The organism is Streptomyces sp. NPDC006235 (assembly GCF_040613735.1).
GTDB lineage: Bacteria > Actinomycetota > Actinomycetes > Streptomycetales > Streptomycetaceae > Streptomyces.
In genome coordinates, this window is the sequence record NZ_JBEXSR010000007.1 from 166,689 (window position 1) to 182,006 (window position 15,318).

Consider the following 15,318-nt stretch of genomic DNA (forward strand, 5'->3'; position numbering starts at 1 on the left):
CCCCACCGGTTCCGGGCGGTTCTCCCTGAACCACTCCCGGATGCACGGAGGTTGCCAGTGCTGGCTGCGCGCTACCACCGCTACGGCGGTCCAGAGGTCCTCTCCGTGGAGGAGACCGAGGAACCCCACGCCGGCCCGGGGCAGGTCCGCATCTCCGTGCGTGCCACGGGCGTCACGCCCGCCGACTGGTACCTGCGCTCGGGGATGCTGACGGAGCTGGCCTCCCTGCGCTTCCCCCACATCCCAGGGATGGACGCCGCCGGAGTCGTCGACGAGGTCGGCGAAGGCGTGACCGGCACCGCCGTGGGAGACGCCGTGTTCGGCCTCGTCCCCCTGGCCCGGCTGGGCGGGGCCTGCGCCCAGTACGCGGTGCTGGAGGCATGGGCCCGCAAGCCCCGGGTGTGGTCCTTCGAGGCGGCGGGCGGTGCCGCGGGCAACGTCGAGACGGCCACCCGTGTGCTGGACGCCCTCGGGGCCGCCGAGGGCATGACCCTCCTCATCGAGGGCGCGGCCGGCGGCGTCGGCACGATGACCGCGCAGCTGGCCAGGGCCCGCGGGCTGACCGTGATCGGCACCGCGAGCGAACGCAACCACGCCTTCCTCGACGGACTCGGCGTCACGCCGGTCACCTACGGCCCCGGCCTGGCCGGCCGCCTGGCCCCGCTCGCTCCGCGGGGCGTCGACGTGGTGCTGGACGCGGCGGGCAAGGGCTCCCTCGCCGACCTGGTCGCCATCGCCGGAGACCCCCACCGCGTGGTGACGATCGCCGACTTCGACGCCGCCCGCCACGGAGTACGGCTCTCCCGCTCCGGCGTGGGGGAGCCCGGCTGGTCGGGACTGCCGTACGCCGCGTCCCTCGCCGAGGAGGGCCGCCTCACCGTGCCGGTGCACAGGGTGTACCCGCTGAAGGACATCGCCGCGGCGCACGAGGAGAGCGCCACCGGTCACGCGCGCGGCAAGATCGTCGTCACCGTGCCCTGAGGCACAGAACTCCCCCGGTCAGGCACGGCGTGCCGCGACGACCGCCGAACTGGACGGCGTGGTCAGGACCTCGGTGGCGTCCAGGGCCGGGTGGGTGAGGTAGAAGAGGCGGAGCTCGTCCACCTCGCCCTCGAACCGGGGCGGCCAGTCGGCCGAGGGGGTGAAGTCGTCCAGGACGAGGATGCCGCCGGGTGCCAGCAGCTCGACGACCCGCTCGGGGGCGTCCCGCTTGCCGCCGCCGTCGCAGAAGAAGGCGTCGAACGGGGCGTGTTGCTCAAGGAGCCGCCAGTCGCCGGTCAGCACGCTGACCCGGTCGTCGTCCGCGAAGACGCCCGCCGCCCGCCGGGCCAGCTCCTCGTCGCGCTCCACGGTGACGAGACGCGCACCGGCCCCCAGACCACTGTGCAGCCAGGCGGTGCCCACACCCGAGCCGGTGCCGCTCTCGGCGACGACCCCGCCGGGCTTGGCGGCGGCGGCCAGTCGGAGCAGCCTGCCCACTTCCGGGATGCAGCTCTTGACGAACCCCGCCTCGGCGGCCAGCCGCTCGGCGGTCACCACACGGTCCGGAACCACACGGTCCGGAACCACACGGTCCGGAACCACACGCCCTGCCATGATCAACCCCCTGTCGGTGTCAGCCAGACGTTACCTGACTCCCTGTCAGCGAGCTGATCAGTTGGGCGAGTTCGTCGAACCGCCCGTCGAAGGTGTCGGTGTTCGCCGGCGGATCCCCGACCGGCCGCCGGACAAAGGCGGTCCGCATCCCGACCGCCTGCGCTCCGCGCAGGTCCCAGGCGTGGGCGGCCACCATGAGGACGCGGTCCGGAGGGCATCCCGCGGCGTCCAGCGCGAGCCGGTACACCTCCGGCGCCGGCTTGTACGCCTGGACGGCTTCGGCGGACAGGGCCTGGTGCCAGCGCAGCCCGGCGTGCGCGTTGAGGCGCGGCAGCGCCGCGCGGCCGGCGTTGGAGAGCCCGATCAGGGGGAAGTGCCGCGCGAGCTGTTCGAGACCGGCGACGGAGTCGGGCCAGGGCGGCAGCCGCCGGCCCGCTGTGGCCAGCCGGGCGATGGCCGCGGGGTCGGAGAGTCCGGCCCGCCCGGCCACGCGCCGCGCTGCCTCCGCGTCGATGATCTCCGTGCCGGCGTACGCGCGCAGCCCTTGCCGGATGCGCCGCTGTTCGTCCTCGCGGTGCTGTTGCCACAGGGCGAGCAGGTCGTCGGCAGCCGCCTCATCGGACGCGGGCAGGGCTTCGTGGATCGCCGCTCGAAGCCCTCTGGGCTCGTCGACGAGTGTGCCGAGGACGTCGATGACGACGACCTCGATGTCGCGGATCCCGGTCACGCGTCTTCCCCGCCTTCGTGCCGCAGCCGTCACCACCTGAGGAGGTGACGATGCTGCCACCGCCCCCGTCACCGGTCAAGACGGTGACGGGGGCGTCACGTTCGTGAGCGACGAGGCTGTCAGACCGACTCCCGCCACCCGTTCGTGATCGGCAGGCGGCGGTCCTTTCCGAAGCCCTTCACCGAGATCTTCGTGCCCGGCGGGTACTGCCGTCGCTTGTACTCGGCCGTGTCGACCATGCGCAGTGTCTTCGTGACCAGCTCCCGGTCGTAACCGGCCGCGACGATCTCGTCGGCGCCCCGGTCCCGGTCGACGTACAGGTCCAGGATCGCGTCCAGCACCGGGTAGTCGGGGAGCGAGTCCGTGTCCACCTGGCCCGGGCGGAGTTCCGCGCTCGGAGGCTTGGTGATGGAGTTCTCGGGGATCGGCGGGGTCTGGCCGCGTTCCCGGGCGGCCCGGTTGCGCCACTCGGCCAGGCGGAAGATCGACGTCTTGTAGACGTCCTTGATGGGGCCGTAGGCGCCCACCGAGTCGCCGTAGAGCGTGGAGTAGCCGACCGCCAGTTCCGACTTGTTGCCGGGGGCCAGGACGATGTGGCCCTCCTGGTTGGAGATGGCCATGAGCAGCGTGCCGCGCAGGCGGGACTGGAGGTTCTCCTCGGCCAGGCCCGTCAGGCCCAGCGCGCCCATGTAGGCGTCGAACATCGGCTCGATCGCGACCGTGCGGTAGTTCAGGCCGGTGCGGCGGGCCAGGTCCGCCGCGTCGTCCTTGGAGTGGTCCGAGGAGTACTTCGACGGCATCGACACGCCGTACACGTTCTGCGCGCCCACCGCGTCGCAGGCGATCGCCGCGACCAGCGACGAGTCGATACCGCCCGACAGGCCGATCAGGACGGACTTGAAGCCGTTCTTCGCGACGTACGCCCGCAGGCCCACGACCAGCGCCGAGTAGACCTCCTCGTCGTCGTCCAGGCGGTCGGCGTAGCCACCGGTGAGCTCGGGCTCGTACGGGGCCAGAGGCTCCTCCGACAGCACCACCCGGTCGATGCGCAGGCCGTCGTCGACCACACCCGTCGGGGCGTCCGCGGCCGCCGCCGGCAGGTCCAGGTCCAGGACGACGCAGCCCTCGGCGAACTGCGGCGCCCGCGCCACGACCTCGCCGTCCTTGTCCACGACGATCGAGTCACCGTCGAACACCAGCTCGTCCTGGCCGCCGATCATGGCGAGGTAGGCCGTCGTGCAGCCGGCCTCCTGGGCCCGCTTGCGGACCAGCTCCAGGCGCGTGTCGTCCTTGTTGCGCTCGTAGGGCGAGGCGTTGATCGAGATCAGCAGGCCCGCCTGCGCCGAGCGCGCCGCGGGGACCCGGCCGCCGTCCTGCCAGAGGTCCTCGCAGATGGCCAGGGCGACATCCACGCCGTGGACGCGCAGGACCGGCATGCTGTCACCGGGCACGAAGTAGCGGAACTCGTCGAAGACGCCGTAGTTCGGCAGGTGGTGCTTGGCGTAGTTCAGCACCACCTCGCCCCCGTACAGCACCGCCCCCGCGTTCTGCGGCGCGCCGGCCGGCTGGCCGTACTTCGGCTGGGCGGTCGCACAGCGGTCGAGGTAGCCGACGATCACCGGCAGCTCGCCGAAGCCCTCGTCGGCCAGGCGGACGGCGAGGCTCCGCAGCGCCGCCCGGGAGGCCTCCACGAAGGACGACCTGAGGGCCAGGTCCTCGACGGGATACCCGGTCAGCGTCATCTCGGGGAACGCCACGAGATGGGCCCCCTGCTCGGCGGAGTGCCGGGTCCAGCGGACGATCGACTCGGCGTTCCCGGCGAGGTCGCCGACGCTCGAGTCGATCTGGTTCAGGGCGAGACGTAGTTGAGGCACGGGCCCAGTGTAATCGTCAGAGCGACGCAATGGGGTGGCGTGGGTCACCCCACGCCACCCCTGTTCCCCTTGCGGAGGTCAGCCGTCCGACGTCAGCGGCGCCGGTACGACTCCACGTACCCGCTCGCGGGCGTGCCCACGCCGGTGACGTCGTCGTAGCCCTTCACGGCGGACAGCGAGCTGTCCTTGCCCAGGCTGCGCACGGACGTGGCCAGGCCGCCCGTGGCGTCGTAGCCGTTCACGAAGTCGACGCGGGCCACGGCCAGGCCGGAGCCCGTCGGGTCGTCGGTGACGTCGTGGTAGGCCTTCGAGCCGGCCTTCGCGTAGATCGCCGGGTTGGCGAAGCCGATCGGCGTGCCGCCGCGGGCCTCCTGGGCCAGTGCCTGGATGGCCGCGATGGTCGGCGCGGCGAGCGACGTGCCGCCGATGCGGTACTCGCTGTACGCCTGCGTCTTCCCGTCGGGCATCGTCTGGGTCTGGCCGACCAGGAACCCGGTGTTCGGGTCGGCGATCGCCGCGATGTCCGGGACGACCCGGTTGCCCGCCGCGCTGTTGGCCTTCGCCAGCGCGCCCGGCACGACGCCCTTCTGGTACGAGGGCTCGGCGACGGTCCTGCTGGTGCCGCCGCCCGCGCCGGAGGTGAAGGCGCCGGGGAAGTCCGTCCAGCTCTTGCCGTCGGCCGACAGGTTCGCCTTGTCGGTGCCCCAGCCGGTCTCCCACAGGTACGTGTCGTTCTTGCCGACGGCCAGCGAGGTGCCGCCGACGGCGGTGACCCACGCCGAGTTGGCCGGGGAGTCGACCTGCTTCGTCCCGGAGCTGGCGACCTCGTCGCCATCGTCGCCGGAGGAGAAGTAGAAGCCGATGCCCTCGACCGCGCCCAGCTGGAAGACCTGGTCGTAGGCGGCCGCGAGGTCGGGCGTCTGCGCGGCCTCGATCTCGCCCCAGGAGTTGGAGACGATGTCGGCCAGATGGTGGTCGACGACCTTGCCGAGCGCGTCGAGCAGGTCGGTGTCGTTGCAGGACGCGGCGCCCACGTAGGTGACGTCCGAGGCCGGCGCGACCGCGTGCACGGCCTCGACGTCCAGGGTCTCCTCGCCGTACCAGCCGGAGGCCGAGCACGCCTTGGTGTCCGTGTACTTCTTGGGCAGCACCTGGTGGAGCTGGCCGGTCTTCCAGGCCGCGTCGCCGTGCTTGCCGGCGTAGGTGGCCGCGTCGTGGGCGATCGTCGGGGAGGCGTACGCGTCCGTGATGGCGACCCGGACGCCCTTGCCGGTGTGCGTGCCCGCGCCGTAGGCGGCCCGCAGCTGCTTGCCGGTGTAGCCCTTGATCGCGTACGGGATCTTCGTGCCGTACGCGTCCGGCAGCGTGCTCGCGGTGTTCGAGCCGTAGTACGAGGAGAACGGCCCGGCGTTGCGGAAGACGGTGTCCGGCGGCGGCAGCTGGTCGTCGTGCGTGACCATGTGCGGGGCGTTGTCGAGACCCGCGACGGTCAGCACGGCGCCGGCCAGGCCCGCCGGCACGGAGGCGGTGCTCGCCGGGGCGCGGTAGGTCTTCGCGCCCTTGGCGAAGTTGTGCAGCTGGGCGCCGAACGCCTTCTGCGCGGCGGCCACGTCACCGGTGACGGAGACGTAGTGCGCCGTGACGCCGGTGACCTCCAGACCGGCGGCCGTCAGCCAGGCCTTCACCGCCGCCACCTGGGCCTTGGTCGCGCCGAAGCGGGCCTGCGCCTGCTTGGCGGTCAGGTACTTGCCGTACGAGGCCGACGTCGGGTCGGAGACGGCCTTGGCGTACGCGGCCAGGCCGGCCGCGTCGCGGCCCCGGAGATAGACCCGGGCCGACACCCCGGCGCCGTCGGAAGCGGCACCCTTGTCGGCCCTGGCCGTGGCCCACGCGGGCTTGGTCCCGGCGAGCAGGTCGCGGAGCGGGTGGTCGGCGGCGTGCGCCGCGGGTATGCCGAGCGCCAGCGCGCCGGCGAGCATCGGCAGTGTCGCCGCCATGCTCAGCCCGGCACGCACCGTGGCGCGGTTGGATCTCATGAAACCCCCTGTGCGGTTCGTCGCGAGTGGATCACTCGACCGTCGCCACTCTCGCGACGAACCGTTCATGCCAGGGGAATGCGCACCCCAAGAAGCGCCCTACGGAGGCCAAGAAGAGCCCAAGGAGCCGTAAGGGAGGGCGATTTGAGGCTTACGCCCTCTGTTTCCGCCCTCCGATGCTTCACGTCCTCCGATGCTTCACGCCCTACGAGCGCGGCGCGGCGCCCCGCTCCTTCAGCAGGTCCGCCATCAGTCCGATCTCCGACTGCTGCGCGTCCACCATGCCCTGGGCGAGCCGCTTCTCCACACCGACCTTGCACTTGTCGACACAGCCCTCGGCCATGTGGATGCCGCTCTTGTGATGGTCCGTCATCAGCTGGAGGTAGAAGACCTCGGCCTGCTTGCCGCTGAGTTCGCCGAGCTTCTTCAGCTCGGTGTTGGTCGCCATGCCCGGCATCAGCGCGCCGTCCTTGCCGGAGGCCATGCCGCCCATGTCCATCCAGGTCATCGGCGGCTCGGAGGACACCTTGGGCAGCCCCCACAGATCGAGCCAGCCGAGCATCATGCCGCGCTGGTTGGCCTGCGTCTGCGCGATGTCGTACGCGAGGCGCCGCACCTCCTCGTCCTTCGTGCGGTCGCGCACGATGTAGGACATCTCCACGGCCTGCTGGTGGTGCACCGCCATGTCCCGCGCGAAACCGGCGTCCGCGGACTCGGCGGAGGGGGTCCGGCCGCCACCGTCGTCCCCGGCGACGGCGTAGGTGATCGCGCCGGCCGCCACGAGCGCCGTCGCCGCGGCCCCGGCGATCAGAGCGGCCTGCCTCACTGCGACAGCCCGTTCGTGCAGGCGGCGCCCGGCTCGGGGGTCTGCTCGCCCTGGACGAACTTCTCGAAGAACTTGTCGACGTTCGGGTCGCTCGCCCCCGTCACCGTGCGCTGGTGACCCCACGCCGACAGCATGACCGGATCCTTCTGGTCGTCCAGCGGGCTCATCAGCGTGTACGGCGTCTTCTTCACCTTCGCCGCGAGCGCGTCGACGTCGGCCTTCTTCGCGTCGGCGTTGTACGTCACCCACACCGCGCCGTGCTCCAGCGAGTGCACGGCGTTGGTGTTGTTGATCTCCTTGGTGTAGACGTCGCCGTTGCAGTTCATCCAGACCTGGTTGTGGTCGCCGCCGACCGGCGGCACGGAGGCGTACTTCACCGCCTTGTTGACGTGGTTGCGGGCCAGCTCGCCTTCCCAGGTCTTCACGCCGTCCTTGCCCGTGACGAACTTGCCCTTGCCCGAGGTGTCGGTGGACGCCGTGTCGCTGCCGCCGTCGGACTGGGACCGCACGAGCACGACACCGCCGGCGACGAGACCGCAGACGATCACGACACTGGCCGTGATGGTGAGGATCCGGTTGCGACGCTCACGGGCCTGCTCGGCGCGCCGCATCTCCTCTATCCGCGCCTTGCGGTCCGTGTTGCTCTTCTTGGCGGAGCCCATGGGGTGTCCTTCGTGGGAAAAGGGGGACGGTCGGGTGGGCTGATCGTAATGGGGGAGACGGGGCCCCTCGTAGGGCCGTCGCGGGAATGGGCTGAATCGATACGGCACCGACAGGTGTCCGACAGCTTCCGCATTATTTGAACCTGGGATACCGATTACCTAGGCTGCGGGTATGCGGCTGCTGCGCTCCACCGACCTGGCCCTGCGGGTCCTGATGCGGCTCGCCGTCGCCGGTGAGTCGACTCCGACGACCCGGGACGTCGCCGCCGGCATGGATGTGCCCTACACCCACCTGGCGAAGGTCGTCGCCGAGCTCCAGCACATGGGCCTGCTGGCCGCCCGCCGCGGCCGCGGCGGCGGTCTCACGCTCACCGAGCAGGGCCGCACCGCGTCGGTGGGCGCCGTGGTCCGCGCCTTCGAGGGCGGCGGCGACGTCGTCGACTGCGAGGGCGCCACCCCCTGCCCCCTCAACTCCGCCTGCCGCCTGCGCACCGCCCTGCGCCGGGCCCAGGAGGCGTTCTTCACCTCGCTGGACCCGGTCACGGTGGGGGACATCGTGGCGGAGCCGACCGGGGCCCTGCTGCTGGGGATCTCGCGGGGCGCCGATCCCCGCGGCGTCTAGGCGGTCCGCCCCGCCAGCCACAGGTCCGGACCGAACACCTCGTAGTGGATGTCGGCCGGTGCCACGCCCTTGCCGATCAGCTGGGCCCGTACCGCCCGCATGAAGGGCAGCGGCCCGCACAGGTACGCGCGCGTGCCCGGCTCGACGGGGACGTCGGCGAGGTCGACCAGGCCGGAGCGGGTGCCCTCCGGGGCGTCCTGCTCGTACCAGAAGTGGACGGCCGCGCCGGGCAGCTTGGCGGCGTAGGCCTCGTGGTCGGCGCGCAGGGCGTGCGTGGCGGGTGAGCGGTCGCCGTGCACGACCGTGACCGGGGCGCGGTGTCCCGAGTCGGCGAGGTGGGCCAGCATCGCGGTCATGGGGGTCACGCCGATGCCCGCCGAGGCCAGCAGCAGCGGGGTGTCGGGGCCGGCGTCCAGGACGAGGTCGCCGTAGGGCTCGGACAGCTCCAGGCGGTCACCCACCCGCACACGCGCGTGCAGGTGGTTCGAGACCTCGCCGTCGGGGGTGCCGTCGCCCTGCACCCGCTTCACGCTGATCTGCCGCAGGTCCGGGGCGGGCGCCCCGGAGAGGCTGTACTGACGTATCTGCCGGGCGCCGTCCGGGAGGGCGACGCGGACGGAGACGTACTGGCCCGCGAGGAAGTCCCGCACCGGACCGCCGTCGGCGGGCCGCAGCCGGAACGTGGCGACGTCCTCGGTCTCGGCGACGCGCTCGACGACCTCCCAGGACCGCCAGGCGTGCCCGCCGCGCTCCTTTCGGAGCCGCTGCTCGATGGCGATGAGGGCGTTCGCCATCAGCCAGTAGACCTCGTCCCAGGCGGCGGCGACCTCGGGGGTGACGGCGTCACCGAGTACGTCGGCGATGGCGGCGAACAGGTGCTCGTGGACGATGTCGTACTGCTCGGGCGTGATGCCGAGGGAGGCGTGCTTGTGGGCGATGCGGTCCAGCATCGCGTCCGGCCGCTGCTCCGGGTGGTCCAGCAGGTGCGTCGCGAAGGCGGCGATGGATCCGGCGAGCGCCTGCCGCTGGGTGCCGGCGGCCTGGTTGCCCCGGTTGAACAGGTCGTTCAGCAGCTCGGGGTGGGCCGCGAACAGCCCGGCGTAGAAGCGCTCGGTGATCGTGCCGAGGGCCGCGCCGACGGCGGGGAGGGTGGCGCGGACGGTGGCGGCTGACTGCTCGGACAGCATCGGGACTCCTCAGGACTCGACTGCCGCGCACGGTATTTAAAGTTGCATATGAAATGCAAATTAAGCGGGAGGGGAGCGAACCGAACCGGCCGTTACGGATGCCGGTGCGAGCAGGCACTATGGGCGGAAGAGCAGTTCACCCGCCGTACGTGAGGCGTTCGGTCCGGGGCCGCCCGGGCGATCATGGTGCGCAACGCGCACGAAATGGTGGTGTGGTGGGATGCTCACGTGCCCGACCGCCTCCCGAGCTACGGAAGACAGGCGGCCTGACCAGCAAGGATGGGGAAGCGGAAGATGGACAAGCAGCAGGAGTTCGTGCTCCGGACGTTGGAGGAGCGCGACATCCGGTTCGTACGCCTGTGGTTCACGGACGTCCTGGGCTTCCTCAAGTCCGTCGCCGTGGCCCCGGCCGAGCTGGAACAGGCCTTCGACGAGGGCATCGGCTTCGACGGCTCCGCCATCGAGGGCTTCGCCCGGGTCTACGAGTCCGACATGATCGCCAAGCCGGACCCGTCGACCTTCCAGATCCTGCCCTGGCGCGCGGAGGCCCCGGGCACGGCCCGGATGTTCTGCGACATCCTCATGCCGGACGGCTCGCCGTCCTTCGCGGACCCGCGCTACGTGCTCAAGCGCTCCCTGGCCCGCGCCTCCGACCTGGGCTTCACGTTCTACACGCACCCGGAGATCGAGTTCTTCCTGCTGAAGGACCGGCCGCTGGACGGCAGCCGTCCGACGCCCGCCGACAACTCCGGCTACTTCGACCACACCCCGACCAACGTCGGCATGGACTTCCGCCGCCAGGCGATCACCATGCTGGAGTCGATGGGCATCTCCGTCGAGTTCTCCCACCACGAGGGCGCGCCCGGCCAGCAGGAGATCGACCTGCGCTACGCCGACGCGCTCTCGACGGCCGACAACGTCATGACGTTCCGCCTGGTCATGAAGCAGGTGGCGCTGGAGCAGGGCGTCCAGGCGACCTTCATGCCGAAGCCGTTCTCCGAGCACCCCGGCAGCGGCATGCACACCCACCTCTCCCTCTTCGAGGGCGACCGCAACGCCTTCTACGAGTCGGGCTCGGAGTACCAGCTCTCGAAGGTGGGCCGCTCCTTCATCGCGGGCCTGCTGCGGCACGCGGCGGAGATCTCGGCGGTCACCAACCAGTGGGTCAACTCCTACAAGCGCATCTGGGGCGGCGCGGAGCGCACGGCGGGCGCGGGCGGCGAAGCCCCCTCGTACATCTGCTGGGGCCACAACAACCGCTCGGCGCTGGTCCGCGTCCCGATGTACAAGCCCGGCAAGACCGGCTCCGCCCGGGTCGAGGTCCGCTCCCTGGACTCCGGGGCGAACCCGTACCTCTCCTACGCCGTCCTCCTGGCCGCCGGTCTGAAGGGCATCGAGGAGGGCTACGAACTCCCGCCGGGCGCCGAGGACGACGTCTGGGCCCTCTCCGATGCCGAGCGCCGTGCGATGGGCATCGAGCCGCTGCCCCAGAACCTCGGCGAGGCCCTGACCCTGATGGAGCGCAGCGACCTGGTCGCCGAGACGCTCGGCGAGCATGTCTTCGACTTCTTCCTGCGCAACAAGCGGCAGGAGTGGGAGGAGTACCGCTCGGAGGTCACGGCGTTCGAGCTGCGGAAGAACCTTCCGGCGCTGTAAGGACGGCCGGCGCGGATTTCCGCGACTTAAACCCGGGGCCGACGGTCGGGGACCGTCGGCCCCGAGGTGTCTCGAAAGCTGTCGAAAGCTGTGTCACTCAAGGCCTGTGGTCACGCCACCGACGCTAGAATATTCACCGCTCGTCGCCGTTTCGGACCACCACTGGACAGGGGTGCAGCGAATTGACGACCGGAGAAGCGCTTCGCAAGCATGTGCCCATCATCGCCGAGCATGACACATGGATCAGCGTCGACCCGATCATCGGCTGCCCCGCGAATTGCGCCTACTGCTATCTCGGTCCGATCGGACTGAAGGCGCAGCAGCCCAGGCCGAGGGTTACTCCGGGGCGAGCAGTGGAAATGTTGTGCGAGTACCTCGATGAAACGCGCGGCGACCTGAGCCATGACATGGATTCCACCCCTGTCTGCTTGGGTAATTACACGGATATGCTGCTGACCGCCACCAATCAGGAATACCTTCGCGGATTCGCGAGCGAACTGGCCGGTGCCGGTCTCGCTCGGCCTCTGGTGGTGGTGACGAAAGGGCGTATGCCACGAGCCCTCGCGGAGGCCCTCGACGCCCTGAACATCGCCATTGTCGTCTTCTGCTCGCAGTCCTTTCATCGCACGACCATGCGATTACGGACGGAGCGCGGGCCGGTCCTCACCCCGGACGAGACCTTTGACGCCGGATTCAGCTGCCGGGACTTCGACAACATAACGATGGTGCACTTCTGGCGGCCGATCGTCCGCAGCAGTGTGCCGTCCGCCGACTGGGCGATCCGGACGGTACGGAGGCTGAAGGCTTCGGAGTACCGCTGTTCGGTTGCCATCGGCCTCTCCGCCGGAGCGGGAATCGCTCAGCAGGAACTGATCGAGACCGGTTTGCTCGAAGGGCGCTCCCGGGCATGTGACGAGATGTGGGACGACGGGGCCTGGGCGGACATCAACACCGCCGCGGCTGCCGTCGGATACCCGGTCTACCGGAGCACCTCGTGCGCCATCGCATTGGCCACCGGAAAAGCAGAAGCCCTCGGAGTGTGGGACCATCGGCGCGGCGCTGCGGAGCAGTGCCTGCCCTGCAACTGCCCAACGGCCCAGCGGGCCCTGTGCCGATCTCAGACCCTGCAACCGGAGGTGCCGGACGAGCCGCTTTCATGGATCGCGAGTCAACTGGGAGGCAGCACCTCCCGGCTTGAGGTACTCCCTGGCCGACGCGTCCGGACCTGTGGGAAGGCACAGCAGTCATTGATCAGCCTGACACTGCACAAGTATCAGATCGAACTTCTACCCGAATCAATCTCAGCAGAGCGTGCCTGGCTCGGTAGGTTCGGCAGGGAAGGCGGCAATGATTAGCTCTGGAACGATGGTGTCGGAACTCCTTCCGACTTGGTTGACCTACGCCGCGAAGCGATTGCGAAGCATCACCGGTTTTGTCACGGTGCACCCCAATGGGGGCGACCCTCGAACTCTTGCCTTCTCGCGCTACGAACATGTCACGAGGGTGGCTTCCCTGGCCTTGTCGTTAGGGGAAGAACGCAGCTTGCCGCGGTCGGAGGTGCTGCTGTTCTCCTGGCTGCACGACATCAATCGCTGGCCTTTCGCGCACAACGCCGAGAAGGGACACTTCGACCAGGCCGACGACATCGAGCGCTTCACGGCAGGCCGGTTGTCGGCGGAAACCGTGAGGCAAGCCGCCGACATCGCGCGCAAACGCGTTCCCGGTTTGAACCAAGCAGCACGCGCGGTGCTGCTGGCGGACATCGTGACCGGCTTCTTCGAGGACACCCTGTTCACGATCACCGGCCTGAACCTGTCGCCGTCCGAGCTCCCGGACGACGCGCTCGAACTGCTGCGCCTGCCCGTCGGGGACTACGCCTTCCTGGAGGAACTCCAGTACCTCTACGTCCTGTTGAACCAAGAAACGGACGTGGCCAGGTACGTCCGCAACTTCAATTCACTGGTCTTCAGGTCCACCCGTAAATTTCTCGCCGATCATGATTTCCTGAGTTCCGATCCGCTGGAGAGCGAAAGGTTCTGGGGCGTTCGCACGGCACTGCGCTCCGAGTTTTTGGAGGATTACATTTTCCCCCTGAACAATGAGAAGGTGTGTCACGGCGAGATGATCCGGAGGGTCCTCGTGGACCCGGTGGTCAGTCGCCTGGGAGAGAACGCCCAGGCATGCCTGACCCGGTGGACCGAAGTCGACATGGTCGCCTATGTGCTGCGTGAGCGGCTGGTGGCCGAGGAAACGGTGACCGAACTCAAACCGACCCTGGACTACGTGCGGAGGTTCGAGCCGAACCGCTGTTTCATGTGAGCAGCCCGGTCGGCCGGCGCCGCACCTCAGCGGCTCGCGCGGCGCCAAGCGCTGAGGTACTCCTGGTAGACGAATTTCTGAGTGGTGTTCCCACGGAACGAGTAGCGCTTCAGCGTGGCCCGTGCGCCGATCCAGAGGCCGCCCACCATGGGAAGACCGGACGCGGTGGACGCGACCGAAGAAACCCCCTCGGCAAGCTGGCTCTCCAGAGGCGTGATGTCGGCGGTGCTCAGTCCGAGGCGCTCGTTGAGCTGCTGGGCGATCTCCTCGATGTCACGCTCAAAACGGAGGACGTCCTCCTCGGTCCTGATACCGCGGACGAGCTCCCTCAGGGAGCCCGCTTTCATCCGGTAACTCATGATGCGGTCACAGACGAGGTCGATCCATTCTCGCTCCGTCCGCAGGCCCGCCTCTTCGTTGTTCCACAACCGCCCTCCCACCAACGGTAATTCAAGGCGGAGCAACTCGAGGTGACGAGAGCGTGCGGGGCCCGCGTTTTCGCTCAGGCTTTCATGGATGCCGCGAATCAGCTTGATCACATCCACCGCGGTCTCCTCGTCCAGGCCGTCCGAGAGGATCTGGCTGGTCACCGCGAAATCCCGGCGGAGGCCGTGCGGCTGGTAGGCATGGCCGGTGACAGTCGCTCGCGCCTGGTAGCGGAGCGACCTCGCCAGGGCCGCGATGAAGTTCGACGGCTCCACTGCCCCCGGCATCAGCGGGCGGAAGAGTTCACCGATGGCGACGGATGTCGCGCGGGCCCACTCGCCGAGTCGGTCCGGTTCGATTCCGTCCGAGGTCGGCACGCGCACCAGATGATGGGGGATCTGCGTCTGGTGGAAATCATTCCACTGCAGGATCCTCTTCCGGAGGCCGATGTTTCCCGCCGCCTCCGCTTCCTGATCACAGGCATCCATGGAGCGTAAGAACGAAAGCATCGCCTCCACGCCGCGGGTCTGCAAGGTGCTGAGCACCTCTGTTTCCGCGGCGGCCAGACGCTGCACCGAGTCGGCGAAGACCTGTACCGGCGTGACCAGGCCGAGTTCGAGCAGGCGCCGCAAAAGGTACGGTTCGTCACCGAACTGTTCGGAGGCAGGAGTGAGGTGCACCGGGTGGATCACTCTCACCGCGGGCTGAAAAATAAGAGACTGCACCAATTCCACATAGGATTGGCGTGCGAATGGATCGCGACTCCGCTCGCCACGGTTCTGTGCAGTGATGAACTCCTGGGCGCTGATAAAGGTCGAATTATCGAGCGCAAGCGGAGGCATGCCCATATCGCGCATCGTACCGTCCGGCAAATTGACACGCCAGTATGCCGGACGGTGACAATGCGGCGGTGAGCCTTCCGGTCATCCCTGCTGTCGCTTCAGTTCCGCCAGAAGCAGGTGCAGCGGCTTCTCCGCCCGCTGCCGGTACTCCTGAATCGCCCAGCCGTTTCCGTCCGGGTCCTGGAAGTGCATGAACGTGGCACCGTCATCGGGGGCGTACTGGACCGGCTCCGAGACGTCGAGGCCGCGTTCGACGAGTTCCGCGTGGGCCGCCTTGATGTCGGCGACGCACAGCTGCAGGCCCTGGTAGGAACCGGGGGCCGGGGTGGGTCCGGGAGTCATCTCCCAGATCGAGTCGCCGAGCGCGATCGAGCAGCCCGAGCCGGGAGGCGTCAGCTGGACGATCCGCATCCCGGGCATGACCTCCTGGTCGATGTCCACGTGGAAGCCGACCTTGTCGCGGTAGAAGTCCCGGGCGCGGTCGATGTCGGTCACGGGCAGCGGGATGACTTCGAGCGTGAAGTCCATGGCATGACTCCTTCGTC

14 protein-coding genes are annotated in these 15,318 nt (G+C 69.3%); 5 read left to right on the plus strand and 9 right to left on the minus strand.

Annotated elements, in window-relative coordinates; genetic code table 11:
* Positions 1-57: 57 nt before the first annotated feature.
* On the plus strand, positions 58-981 hold the full coding sequence (locus ABZ192_RS11760) for an NADP-dependent oxidoreductase (RefSeq protein WP_356924331.1): 924 nt from the start codon (positions 58-60) through the stop codon (positions 979-981).
* Between the two features lie 18 nt (positions 982-999).
* Here ABZ192_RS11760 and ABZ192_RS11765 read toward each other — a convergent pair whose 3' ends face one another.
* The 6 genes from ABZ192_RS11765 to ABZ192_RS11790 form a co-directional block, all read right to left on the minus strand.
* The gene (locus tag ABZ192_RS11765; protein ID WP_356924332.1) at positions 1,000-1,596 is read right to left on the minus strand and encodes a class I SAM-dependent methyltransferase; all 597 of its coding nucleotides are present in this window, start codon (positions 1,594-1,596) and stop codon (positions 1,000-1,002) included.
* A gap of 19 nt (positions 1,597-1,615) precedes the next feature.
* A complete protein-coding gene (locus ABZ192_RS11770) occupies positions 1,616-2,323 on the minus strand; it encodes a haloacid dehalogenase type II (RefSeq protein WP_356924333.1) in 708 nt (235 codons plus the stop codon).
* A 119-nt stretch (positions 2,324-2,442) separates the two neighbouring features.
* Positions 2,443-4,197 carry an NAD+ synthase gene (locus tag ABZ192_RS11775; protein WP_356924334.1) on the minus strand — a complete coding sequence of 585 codons (1,755 nt, stop codon included), beginning with the start codon at positions 4,195-4,197 and terminating at the stop codon, positions 2,443-2,445.
* Positions 4,198-4,289: 92 nt separating this feature from the next.
* Positions 4,290-6,233 carry a S53 family peptidase gene (locus tag ABZ192_RS11780; RefSeq protein WP_356924335.1) on the minus strand — a complete coding sequence of 648 codons (1,944 nt, stop codon included), beginning with the start codon at positions 6,231-6,233 and terminating at the stop codon, positions 4,290-4,292.
* A 205-nt stretch (positions 6,234-6,438) separates the two neighbouring features.
* On the minus strand, positions 6,439-7,059 hold the full coding sequence (locus ABZ192_RS11785; protein WP_356924336.1) for a DUF305 domain-containing protein: 621 nt from the start codon (positions 7,057-7,059) through the stop codon (positions 6,439-6,441).
* Positions 7,056-7,721: a DUF3105 domain-containing protein gene (locus tag ABZ192_RS11790; RefSeq protein WP_356924337.1), complete on the minus strand. Its 666-nt coding sequence runs from the start codon at positions 7,719-7,721 to the stop codon at positions 7,056-7,058. Before ABZ192_RS11790 ends, ABZ192_RS11785 begins: the two co-directional genes overlap by 4 nt.
* 172 nt (positions 7,722-7,893) lie before the next feature.
* Between ABZ192_RS11790 and ABZ192_RS11795 the strand changes: the two genes are divergently transcribed.
* Positions 7,894-8,343: an Rrf2 family transcriptional regulator gene (locus ABZ192_RS11795; protein ID WP_356924338.1), complete on the plus strand. Its 450-nt coding sequence runs from the start codon at positions 7,894-7,896 to the stop codon at positions 8,341-8,343.
* On the opposite strand, the gene ABZ192_RS11800 is transcribed toward ABZ192_RS11795, so the two are convergent.
* Positions 8,340-9,530, minus strand: a complete 1,191-nt coding sequence (locus ABZ192_RS11800; protein WP_356924339.1) for a globin domain-containing protein — start codon at positions 9,528-9,530, stop codon at positions 8,340-8,342. The genes ABZ192_RS11795 and ABZ192_RS11800 overlap by 4 nt on opposite strands.
* A gap of 294 nt (positions 9,531-9,824) precedes the next feature.
* Between ABZ192_RS11800 and glnA the strand changes: the two genes are divergently transcribed.
* The 3 genes from glnA to ABZ192_RS11815 all read left to right on the plus strand — a co-directional run bounded on the left by glnA (position 9,825) and on the right by ABZ192_RS11815 (position 13,505).
* Positions 9,825-11,186: a type I glutamate--ammonia ligase gene (gene glnA, locus ABZ192_RS11805; RefSeq protein WP_030249586.1), complete on the plus strand. Its 1,362-nt coding sequence runs from the start codon at positions 9,825-9,827 to the stop codon at positions 11,184-11,186.
* Between the two features lie 182 nt (positions 11,187-11,368).
* A complete protein-coding gene (locus ABZ192_RS11810; RefSeq protein WP_356924340.1) occupies positions 11,369-12,541 on the plus strand; it encodes a hypothetical protein in 1,173 nt (390 codons plus the stop codon).
* A 10-nt stretch (positions 12,542-12,551) separates the two neighbouring features.
* On the plus strand, positions 12,552-13,505 hold the full coding sequence (locus ABZ192_RS11815; RefSeq protein ID WP_356924341.1) for an HD domain-containing protein: 954 nt from the start codon (positions 12,552-12,554) through the stop codon (positions 13,503-13,505).
* 26 nt (positions 13,506-13,531) lie between these two features.
* Here the strand turns inward: ABZ192_RS11815 and ABZ192_RS11820 are convergent, their stop codons facing one another.
* On the minus strand, positions 13,532-14,779 hold the full coding sequence (locus ABZ192_RS11820) for a hypothetical protein (RefSeq protein ID WP_356924342.1): 1,248 nt from the start codon (positions 14,777-14,779) through the stop codon (positions 13,532-13,534).
* Positions 14,780-14,854: 75 nt separating this feature from the next.
* The gene (locus tag ABZ192_RS11825; RefSeq protein WP_356924343.1) at positions 14,855-15,301 is read right to left on the minus strand and encodes a VOC family protein; all 447 of its coding nucleotides are present in this window, start codon (positions 15,299-15,301) and stop codon (positions 14,855-14,857) included.
* Positions 15,302-15,318: the final 17 nt, after the last annotated feature.